This window comes from Streptomyces sp. NBC_01669 (genome assembly GCF_026339735.1).
GTDB lineage: Bacteria > Actinomycetota > Actinomycetes > Streptomycetales > Streptomycetaceae > Streptomyces > Streptomyces yanii.
The window spans coordinates 6,937,779-6,954,144 of sequence record NZ_JAPEQG010000001.1 but is presented as its reverse complement, the minus strand read 5'-3'; the positions used below and the strand labels follow the sequence as shown (position 1 = coordinate 6,954,144).

General features: G+C 72.6%; 13 protein-coding genes, 2 pseudogenes and 1 riboswitch. Of the genes and pseudogenes, 11 read left to right on the top strand and 4 right to left on the bottom strand.

What is annotated here, in order from left to right; translation table 11 throughout:
- Nucleotides 1–252: 252 nt before the first annotated feature.
- Together OG972_RS31140 and OG972_RS31135 are read left to right on the top strand one after the other, a co-directional pair.
- Nucleotides 253–921 carry a neutral zinc metallopeptidase gene (locus OG972_RS31140; RefSeq protein ID WP_266987101.1) on the top strand — a complete coding sequence of 223 codons (669 nt, stop codon included), beginning with the start codon at nucleotides 253–255 and terminating at the stop codon, nucleotides 919–921.
- A 72-nt stretch (nucleotides 922–993) separates the two neighbouring features.
- Nucleotides 994–1,407 (top strand): VOC family protein, encoded by a 414-nt coding sequence (locus OG972_RS31135; protein ID WP_266987099.1) that lies wholly within the window; start codon nucleotides 994–996, stop codon nucleotides 1,405–1,407.
- A gap of 34 nt (nucleotides 1,408–1,441) precedes the next feature.
- Here OG972_RS31135 and OG972_RS31130 read toward each other — a convergent pair whose 3' ends face one another.
- From OG972_RS31130 to OG972_RS31120, 3 genes are all read right to left on the bottom strand, one after another.
- The gene (locus OG972_RS31130; RefSeq protein ID WP_266990813.1) at nucleotides 1,442–2,743 is read right to left on the bottom strand and encodes a hypothetical protein; all 1,302 of its coding nucleotides are present in this window, start codon (nucleotides 2,741–2,743) and stop codon (nucleotides 1,442–1,444) included.
- A 185-nt stretch (nucleotides 2,744–2,928) separates the two neighbouring features.
- Nucleotides 2,929–4,056 (bottom strand): alpha/beta hydrolase, encoded by a 1,128-nt coding sequence (locus OG972_RS31125; RefSeq protein WP_266987097.1) that lies wholly within the window; start codon nucleotides 4,054–4,056, stop codon nucleotides 2,929–2,931.
- Nucleotides 4,057–4,136: 80 nt separating this feature from the next.
- Nucleotides 4,137–4,850: a class II aldolase/adducin family protein gene (locus OG972_RS31120; RefSeq protein ID WP_266987095.1), complete on the bottom strand. Its 714-nt coding sequence runs from the start codon at nucleotides 4,848–4,850 to the stop codon at nucleotides 4,137–4,139.
- 283 nt (nucleotides 4,851–5,133) lie between these two features.
- On the opposite strand from OG972_RS31120, the gene OG972_RS31115 reads away from it, so the two are divergent.
- The 7 genes and pseudogenes from OG972_RS31115 (at nucleotide 5,134) to OG972_RS31085 (ending at nucleotide 13,860) form a co-directional block, all read left to right on the top strand.
- The gene (locus OG972_RS31115; protein ID WP_266987093.1) at nucleotides 5,134–6,441 is read left to right on the top strand and encodes an inorganic phosphate transporter; all 1,308 of its coding nucleotides are present in this window, start codon (nucleotides 5,134–5,136) and stop codon (nucleotides 6,439–6,441) included.
- A gap of 12 nt (nucleotides 6,442–6,453) precedes the next feature.
- Complete coding sequence (locus OG972_RS31110; RefSeq protein ID WP_266987092.1) at nucleotides 6,454–6,687, top strand: hypothetical protein; 234 nt, start codon at nucleotides 6,454–6,456, stop codon at nucleotides 6,685–6,687.
- Nucleotides 6,688–6,839: 152 nt separating this feature from the next.
- A riboswitch (cobalamin riboswitch) is annotated at nucleotides 6,840–6,971 on the top strand.
- Between the two features lie 147 nt (nucleotides 6,972–7,118).
- Entirely contained in the window at nucleotides 7,119–8,099 is a 981-nt protein-coding gene (locus OG972_RS31105; RefSeq protein ID WP_266987090.1) for a cobalamin biosynthesis protein, read from the top strand.
- A pseudogene (locus OG972_RS31100) lies at nucleotides 8,096–9,822 on the top strand (cobyric acid synthase). The gene OG972_RS31105 and the pseudogene OG972_RS31100 overlap by 4 nt, the downstream one beginning before the upstream one ends.
- Nucleotides 9,819–11,834: a putative cobaltochelatase gene (locus OG972_RS31095; protein ID WP_266987088.1), complete on the top strand. Its 2,016-nt coding sequence runs from the start codon at nucleotides 9,819–9,821 to the stop codon at nucleotides 11,832–11,834. The pseudogene OG972_RS31100 and the gene OG972_RS31095 overlap by 4 nt, the downstream one beginning before the upstream one ends.
- Nucleotides 11,834–12,442, top strand: a complete 609-nt coding sequence (gene cobO, locus OG972_RS31090) for a cob(I)yrinic acid a,c-diamide adenosyltransferase (protein WP_030920034.1) — start codon at nucleotides 11,834–11,836, stop codon at nucleotides 12,440–12,442. Before OG972_RS31095 ends, cobO begins: the two co-directional genes overlap by 1 nt.
- The gene (locus OG972_RS31085) at nucleotides 12,436–13,860 is read left to right on the top strand and encodes a cobyrinate a,c-diamide synthase (RefSeq protein ID WP_266987085.1); all 1,425 of its coding nucleotides are present in this window, start codon (nucleotides 12,436–12,438) and stop codon (nucleotides 13,858–13,860) included. The genes cobO and OG972_RS31085 overlap by 7 nt, the downstream gene beginning before the upstream one ends.
- A 5-nt stretch (nucleotides 13,861–13,865) precedes the next feature.
- On the opposite strand, the gene OG972_RS31080 is transcribed toward OG972_RS31085, so the two are convergent.
- Complete coding sequence (locus OG972_RS31080; protein ID WP_266987083.1) at nucleotides 13,866–14,642, bottom strand: ZIP family metal transporter; 777 nt, start codon at nucleotides 14,640–14,642, stop codon at nucleotides 13,866–13,868.
- Nucleotides 14,643–14,736: 94 nt separating this feature from the next.
- On the opposite strand from OG972_RS31080, the pseudogene OG972_RS31075 reads away from it, so the two are divergent.
- Nucleotides 14,737–15,108 (top strand): annotated as a pseudogene (locus OG972_RS31075) (cobalamin biosynthesis protein); the annotation flags it as partial.
- Nucleotides 15,109–15,226: 118 nt separating this feature from the next.
- Nucleotides 15,227–16,321 carry an Rv2231c family pyridoxal phosphate-dependent protein CobC gene (gene cobC, locus OG972_RS31070; protein ID WP_266987081.1) on the top strand — a complete coding sequence of 365 codons (1,095 nt, stop codon included), beginning with the start codon at nucleotides 15,227–15,229 and terminating at the stop codon, nucleotides 16,319–16,321.
- Nucleotides 16,322–16,366 lie beyond the last annotated feature (45 nt).

Sequence of the window (16,366 nt, the reverse complement as noted above, 5' to 3'; positions counted from 1 at the left end):
GACTTCAGAGTCTCGACTCGACGCCGCTACTCATGCACAAGGAGAATTGCCATACGGGCCATTCTACTGGCGGTGTGCAACTGCTTTTCCGCATGCTCCTACGGCATTTGCCGATCACTCGCCCAGGATGCCCTCCGGCGCCGCCCCCCTGCCTCCATCCGGCCACCAGAACAGGCATAGCGGTGTGAACTATCCGATACTCGGCGCAGTGCGGTGAGGCAGCCGCGGCCGGACCGGAGAAGTGGTGGCCCCATGCAGTTCGACGACGACGCCGATCTGGACACGTCCGAGGTCAGTGACGTACGGGGCAGCCGGATCCTCGGAGGAAAGGCGACGGTGGGCGGCGGTATCGCCGGACTCATCGCCCTGATCCTGGGGCTGCTCTTCGGTGTCGGCCCGGACCAGCTGGGCCTTTCGTCGGGCGACTCGGGTACGACGGCGACCGCGTCGTCGGCGGCGCAGGTCGAGCAGAGCTGCCGGACCGGTCAGGACGCGAACGCCAGGGACGACTGCCGCACCGTCGCCGTGGTCAACAGCGTGCAGGACTTCTGGCGCCAGGAGTTCGCCCGCCGGGGCGCTCGGTACGGCGACGCGAGGACGGTTCTGTTCACCGACCGGATCGTCAGCAACGCCGTGAAGGTGGAGCTGCAGGCGGACTGCTATGCCGGGGTCTGGGCGCACCACGCGACGACCACGCCGGACGAGTCGACCGGGCGGCCGCTGATCACCTCGCTGACGCAGGCGGACATCCGGGACGGGCTCGACGCGGCCGCCGCGGTGGGCGACGACCGGATCCAGGAGAAGTTCCAGGGCTGGGTCACACCGGAGTCCTGGACGCACGGCTCGGCGGCGCAGCGGCAGCAGTGGTTCACCACCGGCTTCCGCAGCGGCGACATGGCCGACTGCAACACCTTCCGGTGAGCCGGCCACCGCCGGTGGCCGACGGAAGACTGAGACGCGGATCACAATGGACAGTGGAAAGAGGTGAGCGCCATGGCGGGCGCACCGGCCGGGGTTCCGACGATCTATCCGACGATTCTGTACAACGACGCGAAGGCCGCGATCAGGACGCTGACGGAGGGGCTGGGGTTCACCGAGGAAGCGGTGTACGAGGGCGCGAACGGCACGGTGCTGCACGCGGAGCTGTCCTGCGGCAACGGCAGGGTGATGCTGGGCTCCAAGGGGCGCGGGGGGACCTTCGCCAAGGCGATGGCGGATGCGGGACCGAGCGGGGTGTACGTCGTGGTGGACGAGGTCGATGCGCACCATGCGCGGGCCGTGGAGTACGGGGTGGAGATCCTGATGCCGCCCACGGATCAGGACTACGGGTCGCGCGACTACATGGCGCGTGACGCGGAGGGCAACGTGTGGAGCTTCGGGACGTACGCCCCGGGGTCCGCGGACTGACCGCGTGCGCGTCCCCGGGCGCTCCTCTTGATTCCTACGCGCCGCCGGTGTGCACCTGGAAGGCGGCCCGGCGGACGGCCTTGGCCAGCGCGGGGTCCGGATGGGCGGCGGCCAGCGCCACCAGCACCTGGACGGTGCGCGGGTGGCCGACGGCCCGGACCTCGTCCAGCAGCGCCGGCACCGTGCCCTGGACGGCGGAGTCGAGATGACGGATCAGCAGTGCCGTCTCGCCGTGGTCGGCGACGGCCGCCGCGGTGTCGACCCAGAGCCAGGTGGCTTCCTCGCGGCTGAGGACCTCCTGGGCGTCCTCGGGGTCGGTTCCGTCGTACTCGGCCAGCCAGAGCAGCGCGTACGGGCGCAGTGAGGGGTCGGTGACGACGGAGCGCACCACTGGCTCGGCGGGGGCGCCGACGACCCGGAGCGCCTCGAAGGCGAGTCCGCGCAGCAGTGCGTCCTCGCCGCGGGCGACGGCGAGCAGTTCGGCGACGGCGCTGCCGACGGGGCGGGCGGCCAGCCAGGCGCGGTATTCGGCGCGAGCCGGTCCGGGGGTGAGCCGGGCGCAGCCGAGCAGCATGTCGGCGGCGGACTGCTCGATGTTCCCGGCCGGGCTCTGGGCGGCGACGCAGATCTGTTCCAGCTTGACCCAGACCGCCCAGTTGCCGAGCGGGGTGAGGGTGGCATGGCCGACGCCGAGCGTGAGTGCGCCGACGGCGGCCAGTCCCTCCAGCGCCCAGTCGAGGAGCAGCGCGACCAGGGCGGCGGGGTGCGCGGTGGGAGCGGGTTCGGCCGGTGCCTCCGGTCCGTACGGCACCTCGCAGCGCTCCTCGTGGAGTTCGGCGACGCGCTGGCCGAGGAGATCGAGGAGGGCGGGCACGGTGACCGGGCCCGCCGAGAGCTGCAGGAGGGAGAGCACCTGGGGTACGGCCTCGACGGCCTCGGCGACCGCGGTGGAATCGATGCCCTCGGGCGCCGGGTGGACGAGCGACCAGGCGTCGAAGAGCGCCACCCAGCCACGGAGCACGGCGGAGTCGTCACGGTCCCAGGCGCGCAGCCGCCAGCCGGGGCGTGCGGTCTCGCCATGGAGTTCGACGAGGCCGGCCAGGCGGGCCCGGTCCCAGCCGGAGCGGACCTGTGCCGGGGACAATTCCATTGCGGTCGCAGCCCGTTCGAGAGCGTGGGCGGCGAGCGGGGCCGTGCCGGGGCTCGCGCCGTCGGCGGCCCAGCGGGCGATCCGTACGGCGTCGGCGAGCGCGGCCCTGGCCTGGCGGGCCAGTTCCGCACGGGGCGGGGTGCCCTCGGGCGGGCGCGGGGCCGGCCTGGTGCGCCGGGTGGTCACGGCCTTGCGGGCGGTGGCAAGGGGTCGCGGGCGGACAAGTCGCAGCCTGGAGTCGCGCGGGGTACGGGACGTCACGGGGAGCAGTCTTGCCTCTGACGGCCCGAAAGCCCAAACGGAACCCGGATTCGCGGCGGAAGGGGGCTGCGGGCCCGGCCGGTACCAACCGTCCGATCCCTCGCATCAGCTCACATCAGCGGCGTCAAAAAGCGCCGCAGCGCCTCTTCGTAACGGGCCGGATCGGCATTCCACATCGCCGCATGCGGAGCCTGCGGTACGGGATGCAGGGCGACCAGGTCGGGACGGCGCTCGGCGAGCTCCCGGCTCGGCTGCCAGGGGGCCAGGGTGTCGTCGGGGCCGTGGAAGATCAGCGTCGGGACGTGCAGGGCCTGCGGGAGGGAGGTGTCGAGGAGCCGGGAGCCGCGCAGACCGGTCTGGCCCTGGGCGGCGCGCAGGGCGAGCGGCAGCAGCGGGGCCGGGACGCCGCGGGCGGTGGCGAGGGCGCGCAGGGTGGTGGCCCAGTCGAGCACCGGGGAGTCCAGGACGAGGCCGCAGATCCGCTCGCGGAGCGCGGAGTTGACGGCCGCGTGCAGCGCCATGGTGGCGCCGGTGGACCAGCCGTGCAGGACGACCTTCTCGGCGCCGTACCGCAAGGCGAAGCGGACGGCCGCGTCCAGGTCGCGCCATTCGGACTCGCCGAGGTGGGCGAGTCCGTCCGGGGAGCGCGGGGCTCCGGGGTCGCCGCGGTAGGCCAGACCGAGGACCGGCAGCCGCAGCCGGTGCAGGAACTCCATGATGTTCATGGGGTGTTCGCGGGTGGTGCCGAGGCCGTGCACGGTGATGACCCAGGTGTCCCGGGGGCCGGGCACGAACCAGGCGGGCAGGATGCCGAGCTCACCGGGGATCTCGACGTCCCTGTGGTCGAGGCCGAGTGCCGTGCCGGGGTCGCCGCTGTACAGCGCGGGGGTGATCCGGACCTGGGCGCCGGGTTCCAGGCTGCCGTCGTCGACGCGTTCCAGTCTGCGTACGACGGCGTCGGCGGCGTGCGGTGCCTGCTCGATGACCGGGCCGACGACGGCCTGGACGCCGTCGCCCACCAGTCCGTACGTACCGGGCCGGAGCGCGGCGAAGGAGCGGGTCAGTGTGACCTGTCCGGCCGCCGTGGCGTGCACGGTGAGTTTCCGGTCGGCGGGGAGCGGACGTCCGGACGGCGCCCTCAGGGCAACGTCGCTGGCGTACCGGCCGGCCACGACCGCTGCCGCGCCGACGCCGAGGATGGTGGTGACGGCTGCTGCCGTCGCTGTAGCCGGGCGCACTCCTTCAGTGTCGGAGGGTGTGCCGTGCCCGGCCAGTGGACGGGGGCCGTCCGGCGGCTCGCCGGGCCGCCCGCTCCCGGTCAGCCGGGTTGTCCGTACCCCTTCAGGGCGTCCTGCACGTCGCGCAGCTGAGCGAGGGAGAGCAGGGACGGGGTGTGGCCGGGTACCGAGCTCGCGGTGAGCCAGAGCCTGCACATCCATTCCAGCTGAGCGGTGCGGTCGTAGGCCTGGTCGAGGGTGGATCCGTAGGTGACCGTTCCGTGGTTGCGGAGCAGACAGCCCGTGCGGTCGCGCAGGGCGGCCAGCATGTGCTCGGCCAGCTCCTGCGTTCCGTAGCGCGCATAGGCCGCAGTACGGACGGGGCCGCCGAGCATGGCAGCGGCGTAGTGCACCAGCGGGACCTCGGGGACGAGGGTGGAGACGGCCGTGGCGTGCACGGCGTGAGTGTGCACGACGGCGGCGGCGTCGGTGTGGCGGTAGACCGCCAGGTGGAGCGGGAGTTCGCTGGTCGGGGCAAGGACGCCGAGCACCTGGTTGCCGTGGAGGTCGACGGCCACGGTGTCGCCGGGGCCGAGCCGGTCGTACGGCACACCGCTCGGCGTGACCAGGACGAGGTCGCCGACCCGCGCCGACACATTGCCCGAGGTACCGACGACCAGGCCCTCCGCCGCGGTCCTGCGGGCGGTGGCGACGACACCGTTCCAGGCCTGCTCGATCGCGTCGCGCGCACCGTTCGCGTCATGCCCGTTATGACCGTTACGCCCGTCGCGTGCGCCCTCGTGATGATCGCTCATGGGGGAATCCTGTCAGCGGGGCCGTCGCGGCAGCAGGCCCGCGGGTGACCCACATCTCTTTTCGGAGGTTTCCCGACCCCGGATCACGGGGCGCGACGCGGGGCGGGAGAGGCGAAATCCGGCCACGGCAGGCGCTGCGCCCCGCATCGACTGTCGGTGGTCCGACAAAGAGAACGGCTCAACTCCGTTTGGAGTCACCACAGGGCCCCGCCCAGTTCATCTTCCGTTCACCCAGGTTGCCTACGTTCCACGTGCCAATGACGTCGAACGATTGCCTGGGTAAATGGAACACATCACGCTGCTCCTCGCGATTGTGATCGTGACAGCTCTAGTGTTCGATTTCACGAACGGTTTCCATGACACCGCGAACGCGATGGCGACCACCATCTCGACCGGTGCCCTCAAACCCAAGACAGCGGTGGCCATGTCCGCCGCTCTCAACCTCGTCGGCGCGTTCCTGTCGGTGGAGGTCGCCAAAACGATCTCCGGCGGGATCATCAACGAGGACGGGCTGCGGACAGAAGTCATCTTCGCGGCCCTCGTCGGCGCCATTCTGTGGAATCTGCTGACCTGGCTGGTCGGCCTGCCGTCCAGTTCGTCCCACGCACTCTTCGGCGGCCTGATCGGCGCCGCGGTGATGTCGGCCGGCTGGTCCTCGGTCGACGGCGGCACCGTCGTCACCAAGGTGCTGCTTCCCGCGGTCGCCGCCCCGGTCGTCGCCGGTCTCGCCGCACTGCTGGCGACCAGGCTGACCTACCGGATCGGCGGCGGGATCCGTAACGACGCCCAGGAGAAGGCCACCGCCAAGGGCTACCGGGCCGGCCAGATCGCCTCGGCCGGACTGGTCTCGCTCGCCCACGGCACCAACGACGCGCAGAAGACCATGGGCATCATCACCCTGGCCCTGGTCACCGGTGGCGTCCTGTCCCCCGGCTCGAACCCGCCGGTCTGGGTCATCGTCTCCGCCGGTCTGGCCATCGCACTCGGCACCTACCTGGGCGGCTGGCGCATCATCCGCACCATGGGCAGCGGCCTCACCGAGCTCAAGCCGCCGCAGGGCTTCGCCGCCCAGACCAGCGCGGCCACGGTCATCCTGGCCTCCTCGCACCTCGGCTTCTCCCTCTCCACCACCCAGTCATGCTCCGGCGCCGTGATGGGTGCGGGGCTCGGCCGCCGGGGCGGTGTGGTCCGCTGGTCCACCGCCACCCGGATGTTCGTCGCCTGGGGTCTGACCCTGCCGGCCGCGGGTCTGGTCGGCGCGGGCGCGGAGTTCCTCACCAAGCAAGGCACCTGGGGTGTCGCCGTCGTCGCCGTCCTGCTCGTCGCGGGCTCCGGAGCGATCTGGCTGCTGTCCCGGCGCAAGCCGGTCGGGCACGACGATGTCGCGCCCACCGGCGAGGACGCCGAACCGGCGGGTGTCATCACCACCGCCATCGCGGCCGTCACCCCGCCGCCGCCCGCCGGGGCGGCCGCGGTCGCGGTCGCGGTCGCGGTCGCCCCGGCAGTGGACACGACCACGGACCTCAAGACCACCATCCCGGCCCAGCCCGGAACCGTCGCCGCCGATCCGGCGCGGCCCGCCACGGTGTAAGGACAGATCACCATGAACATCGACTGGGCAGCTCTCGGCTCCGTTTTCGGCGTCTCGCTCGTCGTCACCGTCGCGCTGGTGGGCCTCTTCACCCTGGGCATCGTCGGCCTCTCCAAGCAGCCCGAACCGGCCGCGCAGGGCGGCTCCACCGGAGGCTCCCTGATGCTCGCCCGTGCGGGTGCGTACCTCTGCTTCGGGCTCTGCGCGGCCGCGGTCGCGTACGGGATCTATCTGATCGTCGCCTGAGCCCCTTCCCGCGCTCCCCCATCGGGCCGGACACACCTCGCGTGTGTCCGGCCCGATGTGCGTCTGCGCACACTGCACCGCCGCAGGTCAACGCCAGGTTGACGGGCGTTCGCGGAGCGTGGTGGACTGCCGGAGCCATTTACGGCGACAGCAGAGGAAGCCGGTGCGAATCCGGCGCGGTCCCGCCACTGTCACCGGGGAGCAGTCCCCCACACCGGAAGTCACGGCTCGCGCATGCGGGCTGGAAGGCCGGGGGAACTGCGGATCCGGGAGCCAGGAGACTCTCGCCGCCGGTCACGTCGAACCAGGGCGCGGACCCTGAGTGAGGACATATCGCCATGCCCGGCTGCCGTGCGTCCGCCGTTTCTGTGCCGCTCCCACCAGGAGTCGGCTGTACGAAGGTCCTTCGAGGCAGTGCGGCCGGCTGAGCCGTGCGAGCCGACCGCATCTTCGCGTACGGCGCCGCCGCCGGCCTGATCGGCGATCTGCTGCTCGGTGATCCCCGCCGGGGGCATCCGGTCGCCGCCTTCGGGCGGGCCGCGGCGGGCGTCGAACGGCGTCTGTGGCGCGACCACCGCGGGTGGGGCGCCCTGCACACCCTGGTCTGCGCCGGAGGCGCTGCGGGTGGAGCCGCGCTGGCCGCCCGTGTTGTACGCCGTCATCCCGCCGCCTCCGTCGCCCTGACCGCGGCCGCCACCTGGTCCGTCGTCGGCGGCACCTCGCTGGGTCGCGAGGCGCGCGCCATCGGCGGCGCGCTCGCCGCCGGTGACATCGAGCTGGCCCGGGAGCGGCTCCCCCATCTGTGCGGGCGCGACCCGCACTCCCTCGACGGGCCGCAGATCGCGCGCGCCGTGGTGGAGTCCGTGGCCGAGAACACCTCGGACGCGGTGGTCGGCGCGCTGGTGTGGGGCGCGCTGGGTGGCGTGCCCGGACTCGTCGCCTTCCGCGCCGTCAACACCCTCGACGCGATGGTCGGGCACAAGTCGCCCCGCCATCTGCGCTACGGCTGGGCCTCGGCCCGCCTGGACGACGTCGTGGGCTGGCCCGGCGCCCGGCTCACCGCCGTGCTCGCCGGGGTTGCCGGGGGGCAGCCACGTCGAGCGTTGCGGGCCTGGCGGGCGGACGCGGGCAGGCATCCGAGCCCCAACGCCGGTCCGGTGGAGGCCTCGTTCGCGGGGGCGCTCGGCGTACGGCTCGGCGGGACCCTCGCGTACGGCGGACGTGTCGAGCACCGGCCGGTACTGAACGGCGCGACCGGCCGTGCGGTGGAGACCGGGGACATCGAGCGCGCGGTGCGGCTGTCGCGCCGGGTGGGGGTGCTGGCCCTCGGCGTGTGCGCGGCGGGCCGGCTGATCGCGGGACGGTGGTCGCCCTCGGGGCGGCGTCCGGCCGCGGGACGGAGCGGGAAATGAGCGGCGGACTGCTGGTCGCCGGAACCACGTCGGACGCGGGCAAGAGCGTCGTCACGGCAGGCATCTGCCGGTGGCTGGTGCGCCAGGGCGTGAAGGTCGCGCCGTTCAAGGCGCAGAACATGTCGCTGAACTCGTTCGTCACCCGCGAGGGCGCGGAGATCGGACGCGCGCAGGCGATGCAGGCGCAGGCCGCCCGGGTGGAACCGACCGCGCTGATGAACCCGGTGCTGCTCAAGCCCGGCAGCGACCGTTCCAGTCAGGTCGTCCTGATGGGCAGGCCGGTGGGCGAGATGAGCGCGCGCGGTTACCACGGGGGGCGGCAGGAATCCCTGCTCGGTACGGTCGTGGACTGCCTGGAGCAGCTTCGGGGCGCCTATGACGCCGTGATCTGCGAGGGGGCGGGCAGCCCGGCCGAGATCAATCTGCGGCGTACCGACATCGTGAACATGGGGATCGCGCGGGCCGCGCGGTTCCCCGTCGTCGTCGTCGGCGACATCGACCGCGGTGGCGTCTTCGCCTCGTTCTTCGGCACGACGGCACTGCTCAGCGCCGAGGACCAGGCGCTGATCGCCGGCTATCTGGTCAACAAGTTCCGCGGCGACGTGTCGCTCCTGGAGCCGGGTCTCGACATGCTGCACGGGCTGACCGGGCGACAGACGTACGGAGTGCTGCCGTTCGCCCACGGCCTGGGCATCGACGAGGAGGACGGACTGCGGGTCTCGCTGCGCGGGGCCGTACGCGAGTCGGTCGTCGCGCCGCCGCACGGCGAGGACGTGCTGCGGGTCGCGGTGTGCGCCGTACCGCTGATGTCTAACTTCACCGATGTGGACGCGCTGGCCGCCGAACCGGGTGTCGTGGTCCGGTTCGTGGACCGGCCGGAGGAGCTGGCCGACGCGGATCTGGTGATCGTGCCCGGCACGCGCGGGACGGTGAAGGCGCTGGCCTGGCTGCGGGAACGGGGGCTGGCCGACGCGCTGCTGCGGCGGGCGGCGCAGGGGCGTCCGGTGCTCGGCATCTGTGGCGGGTTCCAGGTGCTCGCGGAGCGGATCGAGGACGAGGTGGAGTCGCGGGCGGGGCGGGTCGACGGGCTCGGACTGCTGCCGGTGCGGATCCGGTTCGACCGCGAGAAGACCCTCGCCCGACCGGTCGGTACAGCGCTCGGGGAGCCGGTGGAGGGGTACGAGATCCACCACGGGGTCGCCGATGTGCGGGGCGGCGAGCCGTTCCTGGACGGGTGCCGGGTCGGCGTGGTGTGGGGGACGCACTGGCACGGGTCGCTGGAGAGCGATGCGTTCCGGCGTCGGTTCCTGGTGGAGGTCGCGGCAGCGGCGGGGCGGCGGTTCGTGCCGGCGCCGGACACGAGTTTCGGCGCGCTGCGGGAAGAACAGCTGGACCGTCTGGGGGACTTGATCGAGGAGCATGCGGATACGGGGGCGTTGATGCGGCTGATCGAGGCGGGGGTGCCGGAGGGATTGCCGTTCGTGGGCCCTGGGGCACCGGAGGTGCCGGCGGCCCGAGGGGGCGGTGTTGTGGCTGGTGCACGTCGCGCTGACGAGCCCGGGGTGGCTGGGGGGTTGGCGTGAGGGGAACGCCTGCGGCGGGCTTTCCTCCCCGCCCCGCCCCTTCCCGTAACCGGGGCTCCGCCCCGGACCCCGATCCTCAAACGCCGGACGGGCTGGAATGCGGCCCGCGGATGGATGACGTCGTCAAGGAGGCTTTGTGAGTACCCCGTATCCCTTTACTGCCATCGTCGGGCAGGACGATCTGCGGCTCGGATTGTTGCTGAACGCCGTATCGCCCGCTGTCGGCGGTGTGCTCGTGCGTGGGGAGAAGGGGACCGCCAAGTCCACCGCCGTGCGGGCGCTCGCCGCGCTCATGCCCGAGGTCGATGTCGTCTCCGGCTGCCGGTTCTCGTGTGACCCGGTGTCACCCGATCCGGCGTGTCCCGATGGTCCCCACGAGGCGGGGAGCGGCGTGTCGCGGGCGGCGCGGACCGTGGAGCTTCCGGTGGGCGCCTCCGAGGACCGGCTCGTCGGGGCGCTCGACATCGAGCGGGCACTCGCCGAGGGGGTCAAGGCGTTCGAGCCGGGGCTCCTCGCCGATGCGCATCGCGGAATCCTGTACGTCGACGAGGTCAACCTGCTCCATGACCACCTGGTGGATCTGCTGCTGGACGCGGCGGCCATGGGTGCCTCGTACGTGGAACGCGAAGGCGTCTCCGTACGGCATGCCGCGCGGTTCCTGCTCGTCGGAACGATGAACCCCGAAGAGGGCGAGCTGCGGCCGCAGTTGCTCGACCGGTTCGGGCTGACCGTCGAGGTCTCCGCGTCACGCGACACCGATCAACGGGTCGAGGTCGTACGGCGGCGGCTCGCGTACGACGACGATCCGGCCGGGTTCGCCGCCCGGTGGGCCCAGGAGGAAGGGGAGTTGCGGGAGCGGATCGCCGCGGCACGGGCGCTTCTTCCCCATGTGGTGCTCGGGGACCGTGCGTTGCGGCAGATCGCCGCCACCTGTGCGGCCTTCGAGGTCGACGGGATGCGCGCCGACATCGTGATGGCCCGCACCGCGACCGCGCTGGCCGCGTGGGCGGGGCGTACCGACGTGCTCGCCGAGGACGTCCGGCAGGCCGCCCTGCTCGCGCTCCCCCACCGGCGCCGCCGCAATCCGTTCGACGCGCCCGGTCTCGACGAGGACAAGCTCGACGACACTCTGGAGCAGAACAGCGGTGAAGGGGACGGGGGCGGGGACGATCCCGATCCGGACGGGCCGGGTGGGGGTGGGCCGCCCCCACAGGGGGACGGGCCCGACACGCCGCCGCAGCCCGAGGCGGGGAACGGCGACACGCCCGGACTGCCCTCGCAGGGGCGGCGGGCCGATGGTGACGAGCAGCAGCCCGTACGCGCCGCCGAGCCGTTCCGCACGAAGATGCTGAGCGTGCCGGGTCTCGGCGAGGGCGCGGCGGGGCGACGGTCCCGGGCGCGTACCGAGCACGGGCGTACGACCGGGGCGCGGCGGCCCGAGGGGGCCCTGAGCAAACTGCATCTCGCCGCGACCGTACAGGCTGCCGCCCCGCACCAGCGTGCGCGCGGGCGGTCGGGCCGGGGGTTGGTGGTGCGGCGGGATGATCTGCGGCAGGCGACCAGGGAGGGACGCGAGGGGAACCTCGTTCTTTTCGTCGTGGACGCGTCCGGGTCGATGGCCGCCCGGCAGCGGATGGGCGCCGTGAAGGGTGCGGTGCTGTCGCTGCTGCTGGACGCGTACCAGCGGCGGGACAAGGTCGGTCTGATCACCTTCCGCGGCAGGGGCGCCGACGTGGCACTGCCGCCCACCTCGTCCGTGGACGCGGCCGCCGCGCGGCTGGAGACGCTGCCGACCGGTGGGCGCACTCCCCTCGCGGCCGGACTGCTGAAGGCACATGACGTACTGCGGGTGGAGCGGCTGCGCGATCCGTCGCGGCGGCCACTGCTGGTCGTAGTGACGGACGGGCGGGCGACCGGAGGTCCGGAGCCGGTGGCCCTGGCGGCACGCGCCGCGCGGCTGCACGAGGCCGAGGGCACGGCGTCCGTCGTCGTGGACTGCGAGTCGGGGGTCGTGCGGCTCGGGCTGGCCGGCTCCCTGGCCCGCGATCTCGGGGGCACCGCCGTCACGCTCGACGAGCTGCGGGCCGACTCGATCGCCGGGCTCGTCAGGGACGTTCAGGGAACCAACGGATCCAACAGGAGGGCCGCTTAATGCCGCAGGGACAGCCGACCACGGTGCCGGACGACGGGCTGACGACGCGCCAGCGCCGCAACCGTCCGCTGCTCTTCGTCCATACCGGTATCGGCAAGGGCAAGTCGACGGCCGCGTTCGGGCTCGCGCTGCGCGCCTGGAACCAGGGCTGGCCGATCGGGGTGTTCCAGTTCGTCAAGTCGGCGAAGTGGAAGGTCGGGGAGGAGAACGCGCTGAAGGTCCTCGGCGCGAGCGGTGAGGGCGGCACGGTCGCCTGGCACAAGATGGGCGAGGGCTGGTCGTGGGTCCAGCGCGGCCTGCACGGCGACAACGCGGACAACGAGGAGAAGGCCCGCGAGGGCTGGGAGCAGGTCAAGCGCGATCTGGCCGCCGAGACGTACAAGCTGTACGTCCTCGACGAGTTCGCGTACCCGATGCACTGGGGCTGGATCGACACCGACGAGGTGGTCGAGGTGATGCGCAACCGTCCGGGGACGCAGCATGTGGTGATCACCGGACGCAACGCCCCGGAGAAGCTCGTCGAGGCCGCCGACCTGGTGACCGACATGTCCAAGGTGAAGCACCCGATGGACGCCGGCCAGAAGGGCCAGAGGGGCATCGAGTGGTGACCATTCCGCGACTGGTGATTGCCGCGCCGGCCTCCGGCAGCGGCAAGACCACCGTGGCGACGGGACTGATGGCGGCCTTCGCGGAGCGCGGCCTCGCCGTGTCGCCGCACAAGGTCGGGCCCGACTACATCGACCCCGGCTATCACTCGCTGGCCACCGGGCGGGCGGGGCGCAACCTCGACGCGTACATGTGCGGGCCGGAGCTGGTCGCTCCGTTGTTCGCGCACGGGGCCCGTGGGTGCGACCTGGCGATCGTCGAGGGGGTGATGGGGCTGTACGACGGGGCCTCCGGACGGGGCGAACTGGCGTCGACCGCCCATGTCGCGAAGCTGCTGCAGGCTCCGGTGGTGCTGGTCGTCGACGCGTCGTCGCAGTCGCGGTCGGTGGCGGCGCTGGTGCACGGCTTCGCCTCATGGGATCCGCAGGTACGGATCAGCGGGGTGATCCTCAACAAGGTCGGCTCGGACCGGCACGAGATGTTGCTCCGGGAGGCGTTGGAGGAGTCCGGTGTGCCGGTGATGGGGGTGCTGCGGCGGGCCGAGCAGGTGGCCACGCCCTCGCGCCATCTGGGGCTGGTGCCGGTGGCCGAGCGACGGGGCGACGCGGTCGCCGCTGTCGCGGCGATGGGGGCGCAGGTGCGGAGCGGGTGTGACCTGGATGCTCTTTTGGCGTTGGCACGGTCGGCACCGCGGAGGCCTGCCGCGTCGGGGGCGTGGGATCCGGCGGGGGCCGTGCGGGAGGCGGGCGGAGGCAGGGACGCCGACGGTGAGGGTGGCCCGGAACGGCTGGACGGTGGCCCGGGCGGGCCGGGTCGTGGCCGCCCCGTCGTCGCCGTGGCCGGAGGACCCGCCTTCACGTTCTCCTACGCCGAACACAGCGAGCTCCTCACCGCCGCCGGGGCCGACGTCGTGACGTTCGATCCGTTGCGGGACGAAGCGCTGCCCGAGGGCACCCGTGGGCTCGTCATCGGTGGGGGGTTCCCGGAGGTGTACGCCCCCGAGCTGTCCGCCAACGAACCGCTCCGCAAGGCCGTTGCCGATCTCGCCGCAGCCGGGGCTCCCCTTGCCGCCGAGTGTGCCGGGCTGCTCTATCTCTCGCGTTCGCTCGACGGACTGCCGATGTGCGGGGTGCTCGACGCCGACGGCCGGATGTCGAAGCGGCTGACACTCGGCTACCGGGAGGCCGTGGCACTCACCGACAGTCCGCTGGCCGCGGTCGGCACACGGCTGCGTGGGCACGAGTTCCACCGCACGATGCTGGAGCCGGGCGCCGGTGCCTCCCCCGCCTGGGGCATGCATCTGCCGGAACGGCGCGTGGAGGGCTTCGTGCAGCAGGGCGTCCATGCCAGCTATCTGCATACGCACTGGGCCTCGGCGCCGGGCGTCGCGCGGCGGTTCGTCGAGAGGGCCGCGGTGTGACGCCGTCAGTCCGCGATGCCCACCACCAGCCAGATGAAGGCGACCCCCACCACGGTGCACAGCAGTGTGGAGCGGGCCGGGTGGGCGTGGTGTGCCTCCGGAAGGATCTCGGCGGCGGCGAGGTACAGCAGGGCGCCGCCGAAGAAGCCGAGATAGCAGCCGAGGAACTCCTCCGGAAGGGTGAACAGCAGCGTCGTGGCCGCTCCGACCATCGGTGCCAGGGCGTCCGCGAACAGCATCGCCAGGGCCTTGCGCCGCGCATTCCCGTACAGGCTCGTGACGGTGTACGTGTTGAAGCCGTCCGCGAAGTCATGAGTGATGACGGCCAGTGCGACGGCGGCGCCCATGCCGCCGCCGATCTGGAATGCCGCGCCGAGCGCCACCCCGTCCATCAGACTGTGGCCGACCATCGCGGCCGCTGCCGTCAGCCCGACCTGCGGCACACGCCCGCGCGTCTCCCGACCACCACCCCTCGTGGAAGCGCCGGGCGCTGCGGCGCTGGATTCGATCGCGCCGTGTGCCGCCTGGCGTACGGCGAGGAGGCGCTCCACCAGGTGGGCGAGGAGAAAGCCGCCGACGAACAGGAGCAGAGCCGCCGGGACGCCGAATACGCGCTCGCCCGCGGCCTCGACCGCTTCCGGCAGCAGGTCGAGGCCGACGACGCCGAGCATCAGTCCGCCCGCGAGGCCGAGCACCAGGTGGCGGCGGTCGGTGACGCGCTGGGCGACCCAACCGCCCACCAGAGTCATCAGGAACGCGCCGAGCGCGACGAACACCGCCATGGGCTCTTGCTAGCCGATCGACCGCGGTCCGCGCATCTCGGAGCTGCTCCTTGTCCCGCTCCCGTTCCCGGAAGGATCTCGCCCCATGGTTCTGCTCGTCGTCGGGGTCGGCGCGGGCCGGGGCGCGCCGGCCGGTGAGGTGCTGGAGCTCGTCTCGTCCGTACTGCACGAGGCGGGGCTGTCACCCTGCGACGTCGTGGAGTTGGCGACCCTCGACTCGAAGACCGAGGAGCCGGGGATCGTCGGAGCGGCGGCACGGCTGGGCGTTCCCGTACGCGGGTACAGCGCGCAGGAACTCGCCGCGGTCGCCGTACCGAACCCGTCGGGCGCCGTGCTCGCCGCGGTCGGTTCGGCGTCGGTCGCGGAGGCGGCGGCTCTCGTCCGCGCCGACGAACTCCTCGTAACAAAGCGGAAGTCGAACCCCGCGGGGCGGGTGGGGAGGGTGACCTGTGCGGTGGCCCGGCGGGCTTCGCACGCGCATCCGGATCCGACCGTTGCGTCGAGTGCGGTGCCGGGCACATAGTCGTCCTGCCGTTGCTCCATCCCCATCGTCATGAACCCGCCCCCCACACCCTCTGGAAGTCATGCACACTCCCACTGAGAGACCCGATGTCAACCGCGCAGGCGGACAGCACGATCTGCGGCACCACGGCGACGTGGAGGTCCGCGGCCGGGATCTGACCGATCTCGCCGTCAACGTACGTACCGATACGCCCCCGGCCTGGCTGAAGGAGCGAATAACCGCGTCCCTCTCCACGCTCGCCGCCTACCCGGACGGGGGCCGTGCGCGGGCCGCGGTCGCGGAACGGCACGGGCTGCCGGCGGATCGGGTCCTGCTGACGGCGGGTGCGGCGGAGGCGTTCGTGCTGATCGCGCGGGCGCTGCCGGCCCGGCGGCCGGTCGTCGTGCATCCCCAGTTCACCGAGCCCGAGGCGGCGTTGCGCGCGGCCGGGCACACGGTGGGGCGGGTGCTGCTGCGCGCAGAGGACGGTTTCCGGCTGGATCCGGCGGCCGTGCCCGAGGAGGCGGATCTGGTGGTGGTCGGCAATCCGACCAATCCGACGTCGGTCCTGCATCCGGCGGCCGCACTGGAGAAACTGGCACGCCCCGGGCGGACGTTGGTGGTCGACGAGGCCTTCATGGACGCGGTGCCGGGCGAGCGCGAGGCGCTGTGCGGACGTACGGACGTCCCGGGCCTCGTCGTGCTGCGCAGCCTCACCAAGACATGGGGGCTGGCTGGGCTGCGGATCGGTTACGTGCTGGCGTCCCCGGAGACCATCGGCACGCTCCAGGAGGCGCAGCCGCTGTGGCCGGTGTCGTCCCCCGCGCTGGCGGCGGCCGAGGCGTGCATGGAGCCGCGGGCGCTGGTGGAGGCGGCCGCCGCGGCGGACCGTATCGCGGTGGACCGGGCCCATCTGATCGCCGGGCTCATGGAGTTCGCCGAAGTGCGGGTGGCGGAGCCTGCCGAAGGGCCGTTCGTGCTGGTTCGGCTGGAGCGGGCGGCGGAGGTGCGGGAGCGGCTGCGGGCGCTGGGGTTCGCGGCGCGGCGGGGCGATACGTTCCCGGGGCTCGGTCCGCAGTGGCTGCGGCTGGCCGTGCGCGACCGCGTGACGACCAACCGCTTCCTGCAGGCGCTCGATCAGGCGCTCCAGGTGCTCGCCTCCCCCAGGAACCGCTGACGGGGAGTGGCGCTCGCCCCTGTGTGAACGCCACTCCCCATGCCC